The sequence below is a fragment of the Brevibacillus laterosporus genome (assembly GCF_030489605.1).
In the GTDB taxonomy this organism is placed as follows: Bacteria; Bacillota; Bacilli; order Brevibacillales; family Brevibacillaceae; genus Brevibacillus_B; species Brevibacillus_B laterosporus_E.
Window position 1 is genome coordinate 56,003 of the sequence record NZ_JAUKFY010000020.1, and the last position, 21,427, is coordinate 77,429.

Sequence of the window (21,427 nt, forward strand, 5' to 3'; positions counted from 1 at the left end):
TTTGACTTTCCCTACTATATGCAAGCAAACCACGAATGACCCACGTCTCATCCCCCTTGATTACACACTTCCTCTGTGTGGTATAATGGACAAAGTTTCTGAACGTAGACTTTTTGTAAGAGGAGAAATAGATACTGTATGGCAGGAGAGAGAAGTGCGAATCATTTTGTCAAAGGTGCTGCTATTCTAGGTATTGCCGGCTTGCTCTCCAAGGTTCTCGGAGCGATCTATCGCATACCTTATCAAAATATTACAGGTGATGTTGGGTTATATGTGTACATGCAGGTATACCCGTTGTACACAGCCTTGTTGATTTTGGCAACAGCAGGTTTTCCAATTGCCATTTCCAAAATCGTCTCAGAACGTTTAGCAGTCGAGGACCATCTAGGTGCACGTAAGGCTTTCCGTGTAGCCAGCGTTTCACTAGGAATACTAGGAGTATTCTTTTTTCTCCTTTTGTATCTAGGGGCTCCTGCATTAGCCCGATTTATGGGCGATGAACAGCTTACATTGCCGCTGCGAGCCGTAGCATGGTCTTTACCATTAGTTCCGTTGGTATCCATATTGCGTGGTTATTTTCAAGGACAGCAAGACATGGTGCCTACGGGTGTATCACAGGTAGTCGAACAGATAATTCGTGTAATCGTTATTTTAGTCTCAGCTTACTGGATGATGAGTGCCTATCAGGATGCTTATCTTGCCGGTACAGGAGCAGTATTTGCCGCTTTTCCGGGGGCGTTGGCAGCCTTTTTGGTTTTGTATTATTATTATCGGAAATCCAGACGATATTATCGACGCAGAGGATATCGTAAAAAATTGCGTGCTCAACAGCTTACCGATACAGTAACAAACAAGCAAGTGCTGATCAGCATCTTACATTACGCAATTCCGATTTGTATCGGTGCTCTGGTGTTGCCGATGATCCCATTAATTGATTCGGTGACAGTTTCTAATTTGCTGCAATGGAACGGATATGAACTTGATACAGCAAAAGAATTAAAAGGAATTTATGACCGTGGACAACCACTCATTCAATTTGGGACGTTTTTTGCCACATCACTTTCCTTGGCATTAGTTCCTGCTATTAGTGAGGCTGTAGCACAAAAACAGGATAAGATGATCATCAATCGTACCGAGATGGCTCTACGTCTGACCTTGATGCTAGGGTTACCAGCCTCAATCGGACTGGCCTTGTTAGCTGAACCGGTCAATATTATGGTATATGGAAATGATAAGGGTACCTGGTCACTTGCTATTCAGGCCTTTGTCATTGTGTTTGCGACATTAAGTATTGCTACCTCTGGAATCTTGCAAGGCTTGGGACATGTTAAATTACCAGCTAGACATTTGCTGATTGGTGTACTGGTAAAATTGTTGGCTAATCTTGCATTAACGCCTTTGTGGGGCATACAGGGGGCGGCAGTGGCCACAGTCCTTGCCTATGTGACATCCATGGGCTTAAACATGAGGTCGATTCGCCACTATCTGGGGCTTTCCTTTAACATAAAGGAAATGCTGACCAAGCCTCTGATAAGTGTGGCTCTTATGTCAATCATGGTCTTACTCGTTCAAGGCCTAATGAATCTAATTGTGGGTTCTCTGCTTGATAGCGAGCGTTTGGTTCAAACGATCGTCGGAGTTTTTGCAGTTTCTGTGGGGTTAGTAGTATATATGCTTTCCCTTTTATATACAGGGGGCATCAAACGCGAGGAAATTTTGTATTTGCCAAAAGGAAAGCGACTAGTCTCTCTTTTGGAGCGGTATAAGCTTTTACAGATTCGAAAATAGTCAGGGATTACAGAACGGAGGATTCCTACATGGTGAATACCATTTATGTCGTAGGACTTGGGGCAGGCAATCTAGATCAAATGCCTCTGGGTATGTATAAACGGTTAAAACAGACCAAGCATTTGTATGTCCGAACAGCTGATCATCCAGTATTAAATCAATTGGCTGAAGAGGGCCTTACTTACACGTCCTTTGATTCTATTTACGAAAAGCATGACTCATTTGAACAGGTATATCAAGAGATTGCTCGCGAGCTGTTATCTGAGGTGAAAACAGAAGGTGAAGTAACCTATGCAGTTCCGGGACATCCTTTAGTAGCAGAACGGACGGTGCAACTGCTGCTAGGTCATGCGGTAGAGGAGCAGATAGAGGTAAAGGTATTGGGTGGACAAAGCTTCTTAGATCCACTGTTCGCCCGTCTGGCTATTGATCCGATCGAAGGATTTACTTTGTTAGATGCCACAAGTATGACAGCAGATCAAGTAAATCCGGGTCTACATACAGTTATAGCTCAGGTCTACGATCAAATGTCTGCTTCAGACGCGAAACTCACCTTAATGGAAGTCCTTCCAGACGAATATGAGGTTATCGTCGCTACAGCGGTTGGGATAGAGGGTCAAGAGATCGTGGAGCGTCTGCCATTATACGATCTAGATCGAGTGGAGCATCTGGGAAATCTAAGTCTCATCTATGTACCGCCTACCGTAGAAGAGTCAGTAAAGCAACGTCAATTCTCTTATTTAAAAGAAGTGATCGCAACCTTGCGCGGACCAGAAGGCTGCCCATGGGATCGGAAGCAGACGCATCAAAGCCTGCGTCGTTATTTGTTAGAAGAAGCCTATGAAACAGTGGAAGCGATCGATCAGGATGATGTGGATGCGCTGTGTGAGGAATTAGGGGATGTGCTCTTGCAGATTATGCTTCATGCACAGATTGCTTCAGAGGAAGGCTACTTCACCATTGAAGACATCATTTCCACTCTGACAGCCAAAATGATTCGACGCCATCCGCATGTATTTGGCGAGTCGAAGGTAGCTGATGCAGATGCAGTGGTGGTGAATTGGGAGCAGATAAAAGCTCAAGAGAAAGCAGAGAAAGGAATTGTACCAGAAACAGCCTCCTTGCTTGATTCTCTGCCAAAGGATTTACCAGCAATTTTAGCAGCCGTCAAAATTCAAAAGAAGGCCGCAGAAGTTGGGTTTGATTGGGACGAAGTGAAAGATGTCTACGCTAAAATTGAAGAAGAGTACAAGGAGGTTCAGCAAGCAACTCCAGAAGAACGAACAGGCGAATTAGGGGATTTGCTTTTCGCTGTAATCAATCTGGCTCGCTTCATGAAGGTTGATCCTGAACAAGCTTTAGCGCTTACCAATCTGAAATTTAAGCGTAGATTTCAATACATTGAACAAAAGCTGCAAGAAAATAATAAGCAGTTTGCCGATATGACTTTAGAAGAGCTTGATCATTTTTGGAATGAGGCCAAAGCTCAAGAGTAGCCATAGCTACATAGAGGAGGAATACTATGCGTCTTGATAAATTTCTAAAGGTGTCTCGTTTAATTAAACGGCGAACGTTAGCTAAGGATGTTTGTGATCAAGGACGTGTCGAAATTAATGAACGTGCTGCAAAAGCTTCCAGCAATGTAAAAGTCGGAGATTCTATCTCCATTCGTTTTGGACAAAAAATCGTTACAGTAAAAGTTGAAGAGATCAAAGAAAATGCGCGTAAGGATGAGGCTGCTTCCCTTTACACAGTAATTGGTGAGGTGCCAGTGCCGCGCGATGAAAAAGAAGAAGATGAATACCTAAGAGCATAAGCAATAGTTCTAAAAGGACATCCCCCTCCATATCTTGGTACAAAGAGGAACATTTTGTTCCCGGCGTTTTGGATCGTACTCCAGACCACCAAGATAGGGAGGGTTTTTATATGATCGAACCAAATAAACGACCTCGCCATGAAATTGTCATGATCAATCGGCGCAGTTTGGCTATATCCGGGGTAAAAAAGGTGGAAAGCTTTGATAGTGAAGAATTTCTGTTAGAAACAGAAGGCGGTTTTCTTACTATACGCGGCCAGAATCTTCATATGAAAAACCTGAGTCTTGAAACCGGAGAAGTGGCCATTGAGGGTTTCGTTCATGACATGGGGTATATAGAACAGGGGCAGGCCGGAGATCGATCGAAAGGATTTTTCGGCAAATTATTTAAGTGAGTATCAGTATTCAGTTTCAGACCATGGCTTTCATGTCCCTGTGCGGAATTTTTATGGGGATGGGGTTTGATACGTACCATGTCATAAAAGGCAAGGGCCGCTTCCCACTTTGGGCCGTTTTCATATTAGATTTGTTATTTTGGTTAAGTAGCGTGGGAATTGTTTTTTATGTGCTGGTATGGGTTAACGAAGGAATAGTGAGATTTCCGATCTATCTAGGGATTATTATAGGAGCATGGCTCTATTTCCTTATAGGTAGTAAGGTTTATATCAGATTTTTGTTAACTGTGCTAGAATGGAGCATATGGGTATTTCAGATCAGTGTTAAAATTATTGACTTTTTATTGATTAAACCGATAGAGATAATTTTTCATTTTATCTGGATTATTCTCGGGTTCCTTTTTACTGTGCTGGCAAAGATAGGATTGTTCATTTGGCGAATCATTTCTTGGCCATTGTCACCATTTGTTCCATGGGGTCGTAACTTGTGGAAAAGTATTAGGGGCAAAACGGCAGGAGCAAAGGAAATACTGAAGAAATGGTTTACCAAGGAAAACAAAGAGTAAAAAGGTAGCAAAGGTGGAGAGCAGACATGGCCAAAGAACGTCCCTCTCAATCGAATAATCTAGGTCGCAAGCGCAGACTTCGTTTTATTATGTTCTTCGTGTTCTGCTTCCTTGTCTGGACGTGCTATACGGCATATCTTCAAAGCTCTGTCATTGCAGAGACAGAAGAACAAGTAAAAGCACTGCAGAAAGAGGCAGAGGAAGTAAAAGAGCAACAGGAAGAGCTAACCAATAAGATGAAACGATTAGATGATCCAGAATACATCGCAGAGCTTGCACGCAAAAATAATTTTATGTCCAAGCCGGGTGAGATCATCTTTTTGATCCCTGATAATTAAGCTAATTGGGTCTAGCTAAAATAAATTTACGAAAACGTACAATAGATTTTAAAAAGAGGAAGGTCATTTTAAACAAATGGCGAATATAATATAACAAGCCCGTTTCGCCGAGCGCGAATCACCTGATGGCCGACGTTGAACGCAAGACGTCGGTTTTTTTTATTCCTTTACTTTATTATTTTAAAGCAATAAAGCGATATCTTCTATTCAATCCTCGACAGGTACCTCAATCAAATCGTATTGCCTTGGGCATAAATCCATGAACCATCAAATAAATAAACGAGATACGTTTGAATTTGTCGGACGATTTTAGGAATATGCCTCTACCGTTTGACAAAATTTACAACTGTCCATTCGTATAATTGGGTACACAAAACTCAAAATGGGTGGTGCTAGTCCATGTTCAATAAAAGCCAGGTAGTTTCTCCGAATGCTAATCTTTTTACTCAACAACTATCTAATCAAGTATCACAAACGATGGGGAGCTTCGGTGATAAAGTTGCTGCTTTTCTAAAAAAATGGCATATTCTTTCACTTACTATGGGTTTTTTATTAGGAAGAGCTCTTATTCTTGATGAATTATCTCCTTTTGTTGTTCCTTACTTTATCGTGATGTACTTTCTGCGGCGGGATACGCTGCTCGTAAGCGCATTAGGCATGCTGGCAGGCTCATTAGCTCACTCAATACCTCTGGGCGTGCAGACGTTGCTTAGTATCATACTTGCTGCTGTTGTTTGCCGTATCGCGGAGAAATGGAAACGAAAAGATTTTTCCTATACCCCATTTATGGTTGTAGGGACCGTATTTGCTAGCCATCTATTAGGCAAGGTCATTCAGAGTCAGGTCAACACATACAGTGTGACTATGATTGCAGTTGAAGCCATTCTCAGCTTTGTCTTAACACTTATTTTTATTCAGTCTTTATCCATTATTCACATAAATAAACCATTTGAGCCGTTAAAAACAGAAGAAATTATATGTCTGGTTATTTTATTAGCTTCTTTAATGACGGGAACTGTCGGATGGGTCATACAAGGAATTTCCATGGAGCATATCCTGTCACGCTATTTTCTACTGCTATTTGCTTTTGTTGGAGGAGGGACGGTCGGGGCCGCAGTGGGGGTGGTTACCGGGCTCATTCTCAGTTTAGCTGACGTGAGTGCCTTACAACAAATTAGTTTACTCGCTTTTGCCGGATTATTAGCCGGACTATTAAAAGAGGGAGGGAAAATTGGTGTAGTAGCCGGACTCTTAATTGGAACTTCGATTCTTGGCATCTATGGCGGTGCTCACAATGGGTTGTATCTCTCTTTAGTGGAGACCTCGATCGCCTCTTTCCTCTTTTTATTAACGCCGGCTTCTATTTGGAAAAGAGTAGCCAGCTTCATCCCAGGGACCGCGGAGCACACACAATCTCATCAGGAATACATGCGGCGCATACGTGACATGACAGCAGGTAAAATTCAGCAGTTTTCCGATTTATTTACCGAGTTATCCCATTCATTTGCTCAAACAGCCGAGATCAAAAATGGAGTAGAAGAGGAGGAGGTAGACCTTTATTTGAGCAAAGTGGCGGAGAGGACATGCCAGCTTTGCTGGAAAAAGGAGCAGTGCTGGGAACGAGATACTCAAATGACCTATGATGCAATGAGTAGCATGCTGATTACGGTATTTGAGCATGGGACGGTGGAAGGGGCAACTATATCAAAGGAGTGGGAAAAGAAATGCGTGAAAACAGAAAAAGTAATTCAAAATATGGAGCAAGAGTACCACCAGATGATTGAACATAATCAATTAAAAAAACAAATTCAAGATAGTCGTAAGCTGGTAGCTGATCAACTATCGGGGGTATCGCGAGTCATGAGTGATTTTGCACGGGAAATCCAACAGGAAGGAGTTGCGCTAAGCCTGCAAGAGAAGCAGGTTTCAAAAGCGCTGGAGGGTTTGGGACTATCCGTAAGACGCGTAGATATTCATAGCTTAGAAGAAGGGAAGGTGGATATAGAAATCAGTCAGCCTAGTTGTTATGGGAGGGATGAGTGCGCCAAGATTGTGGCTCCGATGCTTACCGAGATTTTAGGAGAGAACATAATTGTGAAGGAACGGCACTGTGAAGCCTTTAAGGATCAGCATTGCAAAATGTGTCTGGCTTCAGCCAAAACCTATGAAATTGAGATTGGAGTGGCTGGAGCTGCTAAAGGCGGCAAATTACTGTCGGGAGATAGCTTTAAAACAATGGATTTAGGAAATGGAAAGGTGGCTGTGGCAATCAGTGATGGAATGGGAAACGGGGAACGCGCTTATCTGGAAAGTCAATCAGCATTGGACATGCTGCAACAGCTCTTAAAATCAGGATTGGATGAAAAATTGTCTATTAAAACAGTAAATTCGGTTTTGGCATTACGCTCGTCTGATGAAATGTTTGCCACAGTGGATTTGGCTGTCATAGATTTACAAACTGCCATGACACGGTTTATAAAAATTGGTTCCACTCCTTCGTTTATTAAGCGAGGAAATGATGTGTTCATGGTATCGGCCAATAATTTGCCGGTTGGTATTTTAGAGGATATTGAGGTAGATATTGTGACAAGAAATCTAAAGGCGGGTGATCTATTAATCATGATGTCAGATGGGATTTTTGAGGCTCCCCGCCATATTGAAAATAGACCGATGTGGATGAAGCGACTAATCTCACAGCTTGAAACAGAAGACCCTCAAGAAATCTCTGATTTGCTGTTAGAAAAAGTGATTAGAGAGCATTGTGGTGAAATTGTGGATGACATGACGGTTTTAGTCGCTCGGATAGATCGATTTGTACCACAATGGTCAGCGATACAGGTCTCAGGAATGGAGAAGATGGAGAGGCCGCGTGTAGTAAGTTAAAGGTATGTTTTTTTCCTCCCGCGCCCATAATGGTAAAAAATGCTACCCAAGAAAGGGGAGGTATCTGTATGGCAAAGCCAGCGACGCTTCGTCAGATTTTGGTTGTGACAGATGGTTGCTCCAATGTAGGAATAAGCCCGATTGCTGCTGCAACCTTAGCCAGAGAACAAGGTATCACAGTAAATGTGATTGGAGTGGTAGATAAGCATGAAATGGGTGAGCAGGGGGAACAGGAAATCCGTGAAATGGCTCAAGCGGGGGGAGGACTAAGCGATATTGTTTATCCTGCCCAGCTAGCCCAAACTGTCCAAATGTTAACGCGAAAAGCGATGACTAGAACCATTCAACATGTGGTGAACAAAGAATTAAAGCATATTCTTGGCGATGCTGAATTGGAAGGTCTTGCTCCTGAAAAGAGAATGCAGGTGGCAGGCATGGTAGATGAATTGGGCGAACAGAGTGCTTTAGAAGTGGTTATGATCGTTGATACATCTGCATCCATGAAAAATAAAATGTCAGCTGTGCAGCAAGCTATCTATGATTTCAGCATTAGCTTACGTTCCCGCAGCGGGAGTAGCAGAATGGCCGTTTGCTCATTTCCTGGGAAAGAAAAGCACCTTGAAGTACGTATTCCCTGGACGGATCAAATCGAAAAGGCATACCAATTAACGGCTGGTTTAACGATGAGCGGAATTACTCCGACGGGTCCTGCCATTACGGAAGCAATTGCCTTGTTTGAACACGTGGAGCTACCTAAGCCTTTAGCGGATCGCTACCGTACGAAGAAAAAAGCGAATGAAGAAGATGACGGTTATTTGCAAGACCATGTATTCTAATTCCTTGTTACCCGATGCTCCCCATTATTTCACGGGAAAATGGCACCATCAAACATATTCAGTGGTAAAAGAACTAGGTAGAGGAGCCAACGGTGTCGTCTACCTAGTTCTTCATGAAGATAAAAAGGTAGCGATTAAAGTGGGTGCCGATTCTATTGACTTATTAATGGAAGCAAACGTGCTCAAAAGTTTACAATCTCATAACCAAAAAATTGGGCCAAACATATATGATGTAGATGATATGATTGTAAAAGGCAAGGTGTATGCCTATTATGCTATGGAATATATTGAAGGGGAACGATTGGATCATAGCTTGAAGAGAGTAGGCAAAGAGTGGCTTATTTTGTTGTGCACGCAAGTCCTGTCCCATTTACAAATCATTCATGAGCTGGGATATGTTTTTGGTGATCTAAAGCCAGAAAATATCATTGTTGTACAGGCTGGCAAGCAGGTATGTTTGATTGATTTTGGCGGGGTAACCAAATCGGGTCATGCCGTACGTCAATTTACAGAAGAGTATGATCGGGCCACTTGGCAAGCGGGAGATCGAAAGGCTGATGCTGCATATGATCTGTTTTCATTAGCCATCATGGTAATTAAGCTTACTATTGAAAAAGAGAAATGGGCAACACTTCCGGTATCAGGGCGACATGTTCAAAAGCTTTATGATATAATACGGGACAACGAATTGTTAGCTCCTTACCGCCCCGTGTTAGTAAAGGCATTGGATGGGAAATATTCAACAGCTACTCACATGAAAGCTGAACTCTTGCAAGCGTTTCGACAAAAGTCAGAGACGAGGGGAGATGTATCACAAACCAAGAAGCCTGGGGAAGGAATAGGAAGCAAAATTATTGGAGGAATCTTTGTAGCCTCTATGCTTTTGCTTGCTGGCTCGTTGTATTATGTATGGATGTGAGGGATCATTCTGCATGACGTCCAATAATTATGTAATGGAGACGTGCCTTTTAGCTGGGGAGATTATGATTCGTAATGGAGCGGAAACGTATCGTGTAGAAGAGACGATGACTCATATTGCACATGCTGCAGGCATGAAAAGCGTCCATAGTTCCGTGACGACAACCAGTATTACTTTTTCCTTTAAAGATAATAATGGTGTGGATCGTACCCGAATGATTCGAATGCGTGACCGAACGATCAATTTGAACAAAGTAACGTTGGTCAATCAGGTATCTCGTCACTTTGTGTCGGGAGAGATTACCTTGGATGAAGCGCATATACAATTAGAAGAGATTCAGAGAATGCGCTTCCAATTTTCAGACCGAGTGTTAAATCTAGCGGCTGGTATAGGCAGCGGCTCTTTTGCTGTTTTGATTGGTGGGACTTTTCTTGATTTTTTCCCCAGTTCTATTGCTGGGGCAATCGTCTTTGCCAGCGCTAATTATTTGTATCGCTTTCTGAAAATCCCTTTTTTTGCCGAATTATCAGCCTCTTTTTTAGGAGGAATGTTTACGTTAATTGCTTCATGGCTTTTTCCCGATCATCTGCATCTTGGTGTTATGATTATAGGGGCGATGATTCCTTTGTTTCCAGGTGTAGCTTTGACGAACTCTGTGCGTGATTTAATGGCAGGAGACTTGGTTGCCGGAATGGCGAGAGGAGTTGAGGCAGGCTTAACCGCCTTAGCCGTAGCTGTTGCGGCCGCAGCTGTCTTGTCATTATAGGAGGGGATTAGGCATATGTTGCTGGGAATGCTGTTAAGTTTTATTATTACCATTGCCTACGCTATGTTGTTTAATGCACCAAAACGCACCATTCTTTTTGCAGGTTTAATTGGACTGATGGGTTGGATTATCTATAAAATACTGCCGATGTTTGGAGCTGAGCTTACGCTTTCTTCTTTTGCAGCGGGAACGTTTATCTCGCTGAGCAGCCGAATCCTTTCTGTGAGGATGCGTGTTCCTTCTACTAACTTTAGTATTGCGGGAATTATTCCATTAGTTCCAGGTTCGACTGCTTATAAATCGATGTTGGCGTTCATTAATGCTGACTACTTGGAAGGGATTACGCTTGGGGTCAAGACGATGATGCTGGCTGGGGCTATTGCTTCAGGTTTAATTCTTGGTCTCTCCATCTTCTCTCTATGGAAAGGAATCGAGGCACGTTATGTACGAAAAAGTACAAAAGCGAATGGAGCAGGATAGGTTGCTTTTGCCACATGAATCCATTGTGGTAGGAGTTTCTGGCGGAGTAGATTCTACTGCGCTGTTGCATATCTTAAGCAAAATGAATGAACAATATCAGTACGGTTGGAAGTTGTACGCTGTTCACTTGAATCATGGGTTTCGCGGAGAAGAGTCTGACCAAGATGCCGCATACGTGGGGGACTTGTGTCATACATTAGGAGTTAAGTGCTACTCCTTCTATGAAAGCGTGCCTGAAATAATGAAGGAAACCGGTCAAGGACCGCAAGTTGCAAGTCGTGAATTACGTTATCAATACTATCGGCAAGTAGCTAAAGAGGTAGGGGCTACTAAAGTAGCGCTTGCCCATCATGCTGATGATCAGGTAGAGACTATTCTGTTTCGCATGATAAGGGGTACTAGTCTGCATGGATTTACTGGCATGCCGCAACGCAGATGGCTTCATGCAGAGCAAATCGAGTTGGTTCGTCCGCTTCTGCACGTTTTTCGCGAGGAGCTAGAAGCATACTGCGAAGCGAATAACCTGCAACCACGGCACGATAGCAGCAATGATTCGCGCAAATATAAACGTAACTTATTACGGCACGAGGTGACACCTCATTTACAACAAGTAAACCTAAGATACAGAGAACACGTGCTTCAGCTAGCAGAGATGGCCAGAGTGGATGACGACTACCTGCAAAAGCTGAGTCAAGAGGCGCTAAATAGGATAATTGTAAGGCGGGAATCTGACAAAATTATCCTAGACAGGAAGTGCTTAAAAACTTTTGACCTTGCTTTACAAAGGAGAATGATTCCTCTAATATTAAGTTATCTCGCAACTGAAACGGAGTGGTCTCTGCAGCATGTGGAGGCCGTTTTGCGTATCATTTTCGAGGAAAATCCTTCTGCTGTACTACATCTACCCTCCCATATTTTTGTAGAGAGGGTGTATGAGCAGGTATGTTTTCGTAGGCAAAAAGCCACTGCTCAAGATTTATTCCAGCCTTATTCATACCCTATTACCATACCTGGTACGATATGGATAGAAGAGGCGGGAATGTTCATACATACAAAACGGTATGATTCATTAACTGATTTACCAGATCTGTTATCTTTATCTCCTTATAGTGCTGTATGTGACGCCGATGCCTTAGTAGGCGACTGCATCATTCGCAGCAGAATGCCGGGTGACCGTATTCAACTCGGTACGCCTCAGCATGGCTACAGTAAAAAATTGAAGGAGCTATTTATTGATGAAAAAGTACCAAAAAGCAGGCGTGATCGAATTCCTATCTTAGTAGCCGGGGGCCGAATTATTTGGATACCTGGAATAAAGCGATCAACGCATGCCATGATACATGAGAAATCCCGTGCATTTGTTATCATACAGGCGGATTTCAGAGAAGAGTAGCAGGAGGTTACATATGAATAATGATATAAAAGAAATTATGCTTACGAAGGAAGAAATTGATCAGAAAGTCAAAGAACTGGGTAAAATCTTAGCAGATGAGTACCGCGATAAAAATCCGTTGGTTATTTGCATCTTAAAAGGTGCCGTTGTTTTCATGGCCGACCTTCTGCGTGAGATGGATATTAAGTGCGAGATGGATTTTATGGCAGTATCTAGCTATGGCAACAGTACGGAGTCCTCTGGTGTTGTGCGTATTCTGAAAGACTTAGATACAACTGTTCAGAATCGTCATGTTCTAATTGTGGAAGACATCATGGACAGTGGTTTGACGTTAAGCCATTTGGTAGAGCTATTAAAGCAACGTCATGCTGCGTCCGTAAAAGTCGTAACGCTACTAAACAAACCGGAGCGTCGTAAGGTAAATATTTCTCCTGATTACAGTGGTTTTACTATTCCTGATGAGTTTGTGGTCGGTTACGGTCTGGATTACGCTGAGACCTATCGCAATCTTCCATATATCGGTGTTCTAAAACCTGAAGTTTATTCGAAATAGACAAGAGCTAGCTAGGTTGTGAATGGGTTTTACTCTATGCTAAAATAATGGAAGTGTCTTTTTTCGTGAGAGGAGGTAAGCAATGAATCGTTTTTTTCGGAATACAGGTTTCTATTTACTGATTTTCCTTGTCACGGTAGGGATTGTGAATTTTGTCCTCTCCGGAACCGATAAAATGGCTCCAATTTCTTATCAGGAGCTGCGTAATCACCTCAATCAAGACAACATTGCAGAGGCATCTCTTCGTGTTGAGGGAGGTACATATCGGGTAGAGGGTAAGCTCAAACAAACTCCAGCCGGTCAGGAATCATTCTATACCAATGCACCGATTTATGATGAACAACTAGTTAAACTGATCAATGATAAGATTGATGCCAAGAAGATTAATAAGGTGGAGTATAAACCAGCAGAGGGTAACAGCATCTGGCTAACATTCCTAACTTCTATCATTCCATTCGTGATCATCTTTATCTTGTTCTTCTTCCTGTTAAATCAGGCACAGGGCGGCGGAAGCCGAGTTATGAACTTCGGTAAGAGCAAGGCGAAGTTATATAACGACGAAAAGAAAAAAGTTACATTTGAAGATGTAGCTGGTGCTGATGAGGAAAAAGCAGAGCTTGTAGAGGTCGTAGAATTCTTAAAGGACCCACGCAAATTTGCTGCTGTAGGTGCCCGCATACCTAAAGGGGTACTTTTAGTAGGGCCTCCAGGTACAGGTAAAACATTGCTTGCACGTGCCGTTGCTGGTGAAGCAGGCGTGCCATTCTTTAGCATTTCAGGTTCTGACTTCGTAGAGATGTTTGTCGGGGTTGGGGCATCACGTGTACGTGATTTATTTGAAAATGCAAAGAAAAATGCTCCGTGTATCATTTTCATTGATGAAATTGATGCCGTTGGTCGCCAACGTGGTGCTGGTCTTGGCGGAGGTCATGATGAACGTGAACAAACGCTAAACCAATTGCTCGTAGAGATGGACGGTTTCGGAGCAAATGAAGGAATTATCATGATTGCAGCAACCAACAGACCTGACATTCTTGACCCAGCTTTATTGCGTCCGGGACGTTTTGACCGTCAAGTTACGGTGGATCGACCTGATGTACGTGGTCGTGAGGCTGTTCTGAAGGTGCATGCACGTAATAAGCCATTAGGCGAGGACTTGAATCTGGATATCATTGCTCGCCGTACGCCGGGCTTCACAGGTGCTGATCTTGAGAACCTGTTAAATGAAGCTGCATTGCTTACAGCGCGTAAAAATAAGAAGCAAATCAACATGCAAGAAGTAGATGAAGCGATTGACCGCGTCATCGCTGGTCCTGCTAAGAAATCTCGTGTCGTAAGCGAAGACGAGCGTCGTTTAGTAGCTTATCACGAAGCAGGTCATACAATTGTTGGATACCATTTAAAACGTGCTGATATGGTACACAAAGTTACTATTATCCCACGCGGGCAAGCAGGCGGGTACACCGTTATGCTGCCAAAAGAGGATCGCTTCTTTGCTACCAAAACAGATCTGGAAGATAAAATTGTGGGTCTGCTTGGTGGACGTGTTGCGGAAGAATTGGTTCTGGGCGATATCTCTACTGGAGCGCATAATGACTTCCAACGCGCTACAGCAATTGCGCGTAGCATGATTACCGAATATGGTATGAGTAATTTAGGACCAATGCAATTCGGTCAATCTCAAGGCCAAGTATTCTTGGGACGCGACTTTGGGCACGAGCGTAACTACTCTGAACAAATCGCTTACGAAATTGACCAAGAAATGCAACGGATCATTAATGAACAATATCAACGTTGTAAGGACTTGTTGATTCAATATGGAGATCAGTTAGAAGCGGTTGCACAAACCTTGCTTCGCGTGGAAACACTTGATGCTGAACAGATCAGACAGATCATTGAAAACGGCAAGCTGGATAAAGAACCTGGGGAGGATGTTGTAGTAAACATTCAATCCAAGCCTGAAGAGCCAGTTAATCAAGTAACCATTGATAAACTGAACCAAGAACCAAAAGCAGAAGCTACAAAAACGGATGAAACAGTAGACCATCCTGATAACCAAGAACCGAAATAAGAGCGCCGGATGGTGCTCTTATTTTTTTCTCGATGACATTTTGTCAATGACAACAGTGGGGGGATCAGCATGAGTGTAGCAGATTGTAAAATCGTAGCGTTTGATATGGATGGAACCTTGTTAAACGGTGAAGCAAAAATTTCCCGAGAAACATGGAAGGCATGCGAAGAGTTACAACAGCGAGGGGTTAAGCTTTTGCTATCTACAGGCAGACCGTTTGTTTCAGCGCGTATTGCATCAGACTACTACCCTTTTGATGGTTATGTGTGCAGTAATGGAGCCGCTTTGTTTGCTGAGGATGGAACATTATTAAAATATGCTGAATTACCGAAAGAAGTTATTATTTCTCTTGTAGAAATCGGCAGACAAAAAGATCTTTATTATGAGGTTCATGACCAGAACAGCAATCGCTGGATGGTTGAGGAAGACAAAGAACGGATTGGACAGATGCTTTTTTCAGAACCGTTCATTACAGAGGGGATTACTTTAGAGCACACAAAGCGTGAATATGCCAATCGTCAATTTTCCTATAATGAATTAGCGAAGTTTATGCCCAAAGATGAGCTTTTAAATAACATTGCTTCAGGAGAGTTTGTGATTAGCAAAATGTTCTTTTGGCATAAGGATACGAGTGTCCTGGAATGGCTGCGTGAACAGACGGCAGAGTTTATTGGAAAAGTAAGTTTAACTAGCTCTGGTCCGTTTAATATGGAAGTGATTCCACTTGGGTTAAGCAAATGGATCGGCTTACAAACCTTTATGCAGAAATGGAATGTACCTGCAACGGAAATTGCAGCATTCGGGGATGCAATGAATGACTTTGAAATCCTGTCTCATGTGGGGCACCCAGTTGTAATGGAAAATGCCGAGGATGAGGTTAAAAAGCTGGCGAGGTATATGGCTAAACATCACTGTGAAGATGGGGTGGCATGTTTCATTCGAGAATATATGCTGCCGAATCAGTAATCATTTTACAGTTGGCCCACCCCTTGCTAATTGACAAATAGCCGACAAAGACAGTACAATAGCGCCGAAATCGTCTACATCACCTGGCAGGGGGTAAGGGTATGGAAGCTTTAGCTCTACAGAAGAAGGAGCAACGCAATGCCGAATTAAGAGAACGATTGTTTCAGCTAAAAAAAGAACGCAATGCCATTGTTTTAGCTCATTTTTACCAACGTCCAGAGATTCAGGAAGTAGCTGATTTTATCGGAGATTCCTTTGGATTAGCACAAAAGGCAAAAGAAACAGAAGCAGACGTTATTTTATTTTGTGGTGTGCATTTTATGGGTGAAAGTGCAAAAATTCTCAATCCAAACAAAACGGTTATCATTCCTGATGAACGAGCTGGTTGTCCGATGGCTGATATGGTTAACGTGGAAGGGTTGCGTAAAGTCAAAGCTCAACACCCCAATGCAAAAGTGGTCGCTTACATCAACACCTCAGCTGATGTGAAGGCAGAAACACACATCTGCTGTACATCCTCCAATGCACAAAGGGTTATCGAGTCGGTAGACAGTGACGAGATTATATGGGTTCCTGATAAAAATTTGGGTCACTATGTGTCACAATTCACAAATAAAAAAATGATTATTTGGGAAGGATACTGTAACACACATGACCAGTTATCTGTCCAGGATATCATGCTGATGAAGGCAGAGCACCCAGAGGCGCTTGTGGTAGTGCATCCTGAATGCCGTCCAGAGATTGTTGCATTGGCAGACTATGTAGGCTCCACTACTGGAATACTGAAGTTCTGTAAGGAATCGAACCGAAAAGAATTTATCATTGGAACAGAAGACGGAACAAGATATATGCTGGAAAAAGAGAGTCCAATGAAACAGTTTTATTTTGCTTCTAAATATTTGGTCTGTCCAAATATGAAGGTAAATACATTGAAAAAGTGTGTAGAAGCGTTAGAGACCTTAAAACCGCAAATTTATGTTCCCGAGCATGTGGCAAATGCAGCGCGGGCTTCATTGGAACGTATGCTGGAGGTAGCACCTGGCTGATCCTAAAGATAAGATAAATCATAGATGCTGATAAAAAAGAAAAGTCTGCGCTAAATAAGCGTAGACTTTTTTTGTATTATTGGGAAATATTGTTCGATTTACCTTTGATAGTGAGAATAATCTTGTAGAGGGCATTCATTTAGGATCGTGAAGTTTTGATTGTTTATGCATTGGGCATAGGAGTAGGCGTCGGATCTGCATAGCCTTTGCTAAAGTTTTCGTCAATATATGTACGGATGTCCAGCTTAGTTTTACCTTCCTGCATCATTTTTGCAGAAGTAATAGCTATATCCATACACGCTTTGCAACGAGTACCGTGATCGTCCCATGTGACAGAGCCGTCTTCCTTCACTTCTTTTATAAAACAGTTTCCATTGTGTTGATGACCTGCAGACTCTCCACATCCGCAGTAACAGGGAATAGATTGAAGCAGGTCATTATGATCTGCTGCGATACGATAAACAGCTTTAATATTTGGGTCAACCGTATCCAAAAAAGTTGGGAGAGTGGAGATAGAATTGGTTATTTCCTGTAGATCGCCATTAGGTGCGTGTGACGTATGGGGTGCGTCAGAGGACTGTTCTTGGCTTATAGCCTGAGAAGATGAAGAGGTTTCTACCGAATTGCCATTCACGCATCCTGTGAGCAATACGATACCAAGGAGTGAGACAGACAATCGTTTTGCTATTTTCACGTAAATTCCTCCTTATTTTCCCTTGATTATACCATAGTCCATTCTTCAAGCTGTAGATGCTTCTATTAAATCGTAATGGTTCTTGTTTACAAACTACTCGCATATAAGTATAATGAGAGATGCAAATAGGAATGATTACGAATTATATTAATATCGTAAGACATAAGCTACAAATACAGACAGAGAAGAGAGCATGGAGGAGGACTATATGTTACGGTTCGTTAAAAAATGGGGAGTTATGTTAGGTGTTGCAAGTATGGCCTTGTTTGCAAGTGGGTGTGGAAATACGAATATAGCAGGTTCAGTACAAGAAAGTGGCAAACTTTCTGTGTATACAACTATATATCCATTGTACTATGTAGCAGATCGAATTGGTGGGGAGTATGTTTCCATTAAGAATGTTGTGCCGGCTGGAGTCGAACCACATGATTATGAACCTACTGCGCAGGATATGGTGGCGATTTCTAAGGCTAATGTTCTCATTTATAATGGTGGCGGTTTAGAAGCATGGGTGGAGAAAGCTGTAAAGAGTCTAAATCAAGCTAATTTACTAGCTGTAAATACGACGGATGGGCTTACTCTTCTAGCTTCAGAGGAACATAATCATCATCATGAAGGTGATAAAGGGCACGAAGGTGAAACGGCAGGACACGATCACGAGCATGAGCATGATCACGGGGAATTTGATCCGCATGTATGGCTTGATCCTACAATGCTAGAGAAGCAAGCTGCCCAGGTGAAGGATGCATTTGTTAAGGCCGATCAGTCACATAAGGAGCAGTTTGAACAAAATTATAAAGCGTTAGTAGATGACTTAAACAAGCTAGACCAGGATTTTAAAGCAATGGTAGAACAATCACCCAAAAAGGAGATTTTAGTTTCACATAAGGCTTTTACCTATCTAGCTGCTCGTTATGGACTGGAACAGATTGCGATTTCTGGTATTTCTCCTGATGACGAGCCATCGCCTTCTGAGCTAAAGAACCTGGTGGAGAAGGTAAAACAAAAAGATATTAAATATGTGATGTTCGAAACATTGGCCTCTCCAAAAGTAGCGGAAGTAATCGCACGTGAAACAAAAGCACAAACAGCGATACTAAATCCACTAGAGGGCTTGACGGCAGAAGAACAGACAGCGGGCAAAGACTATATTTCCATTATGCGTGAAAACTTGGAAGTGTTGCGTCAGGCCCTGCGATAAGCTTAAATAAAGATCGCCGCTCCTGGATTGGGGCGGCGGTTTCTTTCAGAAAAACAATTATTTGTGTTCATTCGCATGTTCAACTCCTGCATGTATCAGCATGCGAACATGATCATCATCCAAAGAATAGTACACCATTTTCCCTACCTTGCGATATTTAGCCAAGCCCATATTCCGTAGCAGTCGAAGATGATGCGAAGCGGTCGCCATGCTAATCCCTATTACGGCTGCAACATCGCATACACATAGTTCATCTTCGAGGGAGAGGGCATAAATAATTTTGGAGCGTGTATCATCAGCTAAGGCCTTAAACAAAGGGGCTACTCCGTCTGCCTCTGTTATTCTTGGTTTTAATTGATTTACTTTCTCGACTTCGACGCATTCTATCTCACATACGTCTTTTTCCGTTTGATCTTCATAAGCCAAAGTGATCACCTCTTCCTTTCATTATTATAGAAAACGAAAAGCTACTTCACAAGGATAGCAGAAAAGAGGCAAAGAGACTTGTGAAAGCCTTGAGTCCCTGCCCATTTCATAGTACCATGATAATATTAAATAAGAATAATTACGATTATGCCACAAAAGTTAGGAAGTTGATTATATGCACAATGCAAAAAAGCATGCGAGTGTAGTTTCTCTGAAATCCGTGTCTTTTCGTTACGAGGATGGAAAAACGGTTCTGGAAGATATAGATTTTTCGATGGAAAAGGGCGATTTTGTAGGTATTGTTGGGCCAAATGGTTCAGGAAAATCCACATTAATGAAATTAATTTTAGGTTTGATTTTACCTACCAAAGGCGAGATTAAGCTCTTTGGAGAGCCCATCCAAAAATTTAAGGATTGGACGAAGATTGGCTATGTTGCTCAGCAGGCAGCTCATGGAGCCAGTGGATTTCCGGCTACTGTACGTGAAGTAGTGGCTTCCGGGCTGGTTGGTAAAGTAGGCTTATTTCGCCGCTTGTCTTCTGAACATTATCAGCAGGTGTCCGATGTAATTAAGCGTGTTGGTTTGTCTGCGAAGGAAAATGAGCGCATTAGCAATTTATCTGGTGGTCAGCTACAGCGGGTGTTTATCGCTCGTGCATTGGTAGCAGAGCCAGAACTCCTGATACTAGATGAGCCAACAGTAGGGGTAGATCAGGAATCTATCGAGCAGTTTTATCAGCTCTTACGTTCGCTTAAAGAGGATGCGGGAATGACGATGATGATCGTAAGCCATGATGTTGGCGTTATGATTGAGTGGGTAAATAAAGTAGCATGTTTACAACGTCGTTTACACTTTCATGGCACCGCAGAAGAGTTCGAGCATAAACAGGAGCAAATTTTTCAATCGATGTACGGTGAGAGCGTAAGGCTTTTAACCCATCATCATTAATCTGCCGCTGGGCGGAAGAAGGAAGGACAGAAAGAATGCTAGCCGATTGGTGGAATTATGAGTTTTTACGATATACCTTGTTTTCAGGACTGCTGATCGGATTGGTTTGCCCGATCCTGGGGACATTTTTAATTGTTCGCCGTTTATCTATGATGGCGGATGGACTTTCCCATGTGACGCTTTCGGGAGTAGCAGCAGGAATGCTTTTATCGAAAAAGGTAGCTTTCTTTAGCGTAGTGAATCCTTTATTTTTTGGGATGCTATTTTCTGTGATTGGGTCACTGTTTATCGAGCGATTGCGTAAGGTATATCGTGCGTATCAGGATTTGGCGATACCGATCATTTTATCTACAGGCCTAGGCTTGTTTACAGTTTTAGTGAGTATTGCTGACGGGTTTAATCAGGATTTATACTCCTACTTGTTTGGGAAGATTGTAACAGTAACCATTGAGGATTTACTGGCCTTAATTGGGGTAGCTGTTGTAGTGCTAGGAACAGTTATCCTTTTATACAAAGAATTATTTGCTGTGTCGTTTGATGAAGAATTCGCACGGGTATCAGGTGTGGCTAGACGCAGTATTAATTTATGGTTCATGGTTCTAGTAGCTCTGACAATTGCCGCATCCATGCGAATTGTTGGTGTACTATTGATCTCCGCGTTGATTACTATTCCAGTAGCGGCCAGCTTGCAAATTGCTAAGAGCTTTCGACAAGCTATTTTCTACTCTATTTTGTTTGCTGAAATCTCTGTGTTAACAGGCTTATACTTTGCTTACATGCTTGACTGGGCTTCCGGCGGTACGATTGTATTGGTAGCTGTCTTTATTTTAATGATTGTGTTGGGCTTCAAACGTTTACGAGCAATCTTACGTTGAAGTAAAGGAGGAGATTGCAGTTGAATTTGGAACAAGCGCTCCAGTTGTTAAAAGATAAAGGATACAAATACACAGGTAAGCGTGAAGAGATGCTGCGTATTTGTGCCGAGGAAAAGCGATATTTGTCCGCGCGAGATATCATGGGGCGGATGAAGGATAATTATCCAAGCTTGAGCTTTGATACGGTATACCGGAATATTTCTACCTTCGTTAAATTAGGAATTTTAGAAGAGACCGAACTAGATGGCGAAGGAAAGTTCAGGCTCTCATGCTCTACACATGGACATCACCATCATGTCATTTGTACAGTATGCGGTAAGACAAAATCATTGCCGAACTGTCCGATGAACGTAATTCCTGAGATTTCCGGGGAATTTGTCGTAACAGGCCATAAGTTCGAAGTATATGGAACCTGCAAAGATTGTAATGAACATATAGCTATGTAAAAAGATATGAGATAAAAGGC

The 21,427-nt window shown here is 42.5% G+C and carries 22 protein-coding genes; 20 read left to right on the forward strand and 2 right to left on the reverse strand.

What is annotated here, in order from left to right:
• Positions 1–138 precede the first annotated feature (138 nt).
• From QZ995_RS18455 to nadA, 16 genes are all read left to right on the forward strand, one after another.
• Positions 139–1,788, forward strand: coding sequence for a putative polysaccharide biosynthesis protein (locus QZ995_RS18455; protein ID WP_301809804.1), 1,650 nt, complete (start codon positions 139–141; stop codon positions 1,786–1,788).
• A 29-nt stretch (positions 1,789–1,817) separates the two neighbouring features.
• Complete coding sequence (gene mazG, locus QZ995_RS18460) at positions 1,818–3,284, forward strand: nucleoside triphosphate pyrophosphohydrolase (RefSeq protein WP_301809806.1); 1,467 nt, start codon at positions 1,818–1,820, stop codon at positions 3,282–3,284.
• A 26-nt stretch (positions 3,285–3,310) separates the two neighbouring features.
• Positions 3,311–3,604, forward strand: coding sequence for an RNA-binding S4 domain-containing protein (locus tag QZ995_RS18465; RefSeq protein ID WP_003333896.1), 294 nt, complete (start codon positions 3,311–3,313; stop codon positions 3,602–3,604).
• A 110-nt stretch (positions 3,605–3,714) separates the two neighbouring features.
• Complete coding sequence (gene yabP / locus QZ995_RS18470) at positions 3,715–3,999, forward strand: sporulation protein YabP (RefSeq protein ID WP_018672314.1); 285 nt, start codon at positions 3,715–3,717, stop codon at positions 3,997–3,999.
• Positions 3,996–4,565, forward strand: a complete 570-nt coding sequence (yabQ, locus tag QZ995_RS18475) for a spore cortex biosynthesis protein YabQ (RefSeq protein ID WP_301809816.1) — start codon at positions 3,996–3,998, stop codon at positions 4,563–4,565. Before yabP ends, yabQ begins: the two co-directional genes overlap by 4 nt.
• A gap of 26 nt (positions 4,566–4,591) precedes the next feature.
• A complete protein-coding gene (locus tag QZ995_RS18480) occupies positions 4,592–4,903 on the forward strand; it encodes an FtsB family cell division protein (RefSeq protein WP_301809817.1) in 312 nt (103 codons plus the stop codon).
• Between the two features lie 399 nt (positions 4,904–5,302).
• Positions 5,303–7,786 (forward strand): stage II sporulation protein E, encoded by a 2,484-nt coding sequence (gene spoIIE / locus QZ995_RS18485; protein WP_301809819.1) that lies wholly within the window; start codon positions 5,303–5,305, stop codon positions 7,784–7,786.
• A gap of 29 nt (positions 7,787–7,815) precedes the next feature.
• Positions 7,816–8,622, forward strand: a complete 807-nt coding sequence (locus QZ995_RS18490) for a VWA domain-containing protein (RefSeq protein ID WP_301809820.1) — start codon at positions 7,816–7,818, stop codon at positions 8,620–8,622.
• On the forward strand, positions 8,582–9,541 hold the full coding sequence (locus QZ995_RS18495) for a serine/threonine protein kinase (protein WP_301809822.1): 960 nt from the start codon (positions 8,582–8,584) through the stop codon (positions 9,539–9,541). The genes QZ995_RS18490 and QZ995_RS18495 overlap by 41 nt, the downstream gene beginning before the upstream one ends.
• Before the next feature lie 13 nt (positions 9,542–9,554).
• Positions 9,555–10,307: a threonine/serine exporter family protein gene (locus tag QZ995_RS18500; protein WP_301809823.1), complete on the forward strand. Its 753-nt coding sequence runs from the start codon at positions 9,555–9,557 to the stop codon at positions 10,305–10,307.
• Positions 10,308–10,322: 15 nt separating this feature from the next.
• The gene (locus QZ995_RS18505) at positions 10,323–10,787 is read left to right on the forward strand and encodes a threonine/serine exporter family protein (RefSeq protein WP_301809825.1); all 465 of its coding nucleotides are present in this window, start codon (positions 10,323–10,325) and stop codon (positions 10,785–10,787) included.
• Positions 10,750–12,180 carry a tRNA lysidine(34) synthetase TilS gene (gene tilS, locus QZ995_RS18510; protein ID WP_301809827.1) on the forward strand — a complete coding sequence of 477 codons (1,431 nt, stop codon included), beginning with the start codon at positions 10,750–10,752 and terminating at the stop codon, positions 12,178–12,180. The genes QZ995_RS18505 and tilS overlap by 38 nt, the downstream gene beginning before the upstream one ends.
• A gap of 13 nt (positions 12,181–12,193) precedes the next feature.
• Positions 12,194–12,733: a hypoxanthine phosphoribosyltransferase gene (gene hpt, locus QZ995_RS18515; RefSeq protein ID WP_301809828.1), complete on the forward strand. Its 540-nt coding sequence runs from the start codon at positions 12,194–12,196 to the stop codon at positions 12,731–12,733.
• Between the two features lie 82 nt (positions 12,734–12,815).
• Positions 12,816–14,804, forward strand: coding sequence for an ATP-dependent zinc metalloprotease FtsH (gene ftsH / locus QZ995_RS18520; RefSeq protein WP_301809830.1), 1,989 nt, complete (start codon positions 12,816–12,818; stop codon positions 14,802–14,804).
• 69 nt (positions 14,805–14,873) lie between these two features.
• The gene (locus QZ995_RS18525; RefSeq protein WP_301809832.1) at positions 14,874–15,770 is read left to right on the forward strand and encodes an HAD family hydrolase; all 897 of its coding nucleotides are present in this window, start codon (positions 14,874–14,876) and stop codon (positions 15,768–15,770) included.
• 101 nt (positions 15,771–15,871) lie between these two features.
• Positions 15,872–16,816 (forward strand): quinolinate synthase NadA, encoded by a 945-nt coding sequence (gene nadA / locus QZ995_RS18530; protein ID WP_301809834.1) that lies wholly within the window; start codon positions 15,872–15,874, stop codon positions 16,814–16,816.
• Positions 16,817–16,979: 163 nt separating this feature from the next.
• On the opposite strand, the gene QZ995_RS18535 is transcribed toward nadA, so the two are convergent.
• Entirely contained in the window at positions 16,980–17,510 is a 531-nt protein-coding gene (locus tag QZ995_RS18535; protein WP_301809836.1) for a PCYCGC motif-containing (lipo)protein, read from the reverse strand.
• A gap of 208 nt (positions 17,511–17,718) precedes the next feature.
• Between QZ995_RS18535 and QZ995_RS18540 the strand changes: the two genes are divergently transcribed.
• Positions 17,719–18,711, forward strand: a complete 993-nt coding sequence (locus tag QZ995_RS18540; RefSeq protein ID WP_301809839.1) for a metal ABC transporter substrate-binding protein — start codon at positions 17,719–17,721, stop codon at positions 18,709–18,711.
• Between the two features lie 57 nt (positions 18,712–18,768).
• Here the strand turns inward: QZ995_RS18540 and QZ995_RS18545 are convergent, their stop codons facing one another.
• A complete protein-coding gene (locus QZ995_RS18545) occupies positions 18,769–19,137 on the reverse strand; it encodes an ArsR/SmtB family transcription factor (protein WP_003333879.1) in 369 nt (122 codons plus the stop codon).
• Between the two features lie 175 nt (positions 19,138–19,312).
• On the opposite strand from QZ995_RS18545, the gene QZ995_RS18550 reads away from it, so the two are divergent.
• The 3 genes from QZ995_RS18550 to QZ995_RS18560 are packed head-to-tail and all read left to right on the forward strand — an operon-like array spanning position 19,313 to position 21,407.
• Positions 19,313–20,086 carry a metal ABC transporter ATP-binding protein gene (locus QZ995_RS18550; protein WP_301809842.1) on the forward strand — a complete coding sequence of 258 codons (774 nt, stop codon included), beginning with the start codon at positions 19,313–19,315 and terminating at the stop codon, positions 20,084–20,086.
• Positions 20,087–20,121: 35 nt separating this feature from the next.
• The gene (locus QZ995_RS18555) at positions 20,122–20,961 is read left to right on the forward strand and encodes a metal ABC transporter permease (protein ID WP_301809846.1); all 840 of its coding nucleotides are present in this window, start codon (positions 20,122–20,124) and stop codon (positions 20,959–20,961) included.
• A 20-nt stretch (positions 20,962–20,981) separates the two neighbouring features.
• Positions 20,982–21,407, forward strand: coding sequence for a Fur family transcriptional regulator (locus tag QZ995_RS18560; protein WP_301809849.1), 426 nt, complete (start codon positions 20,982–20,984; stop codon positions 21,405–21,407).
• The last annotated feature ends 20 nt before the right edge of the window (positions 21,408–21,427 follow it).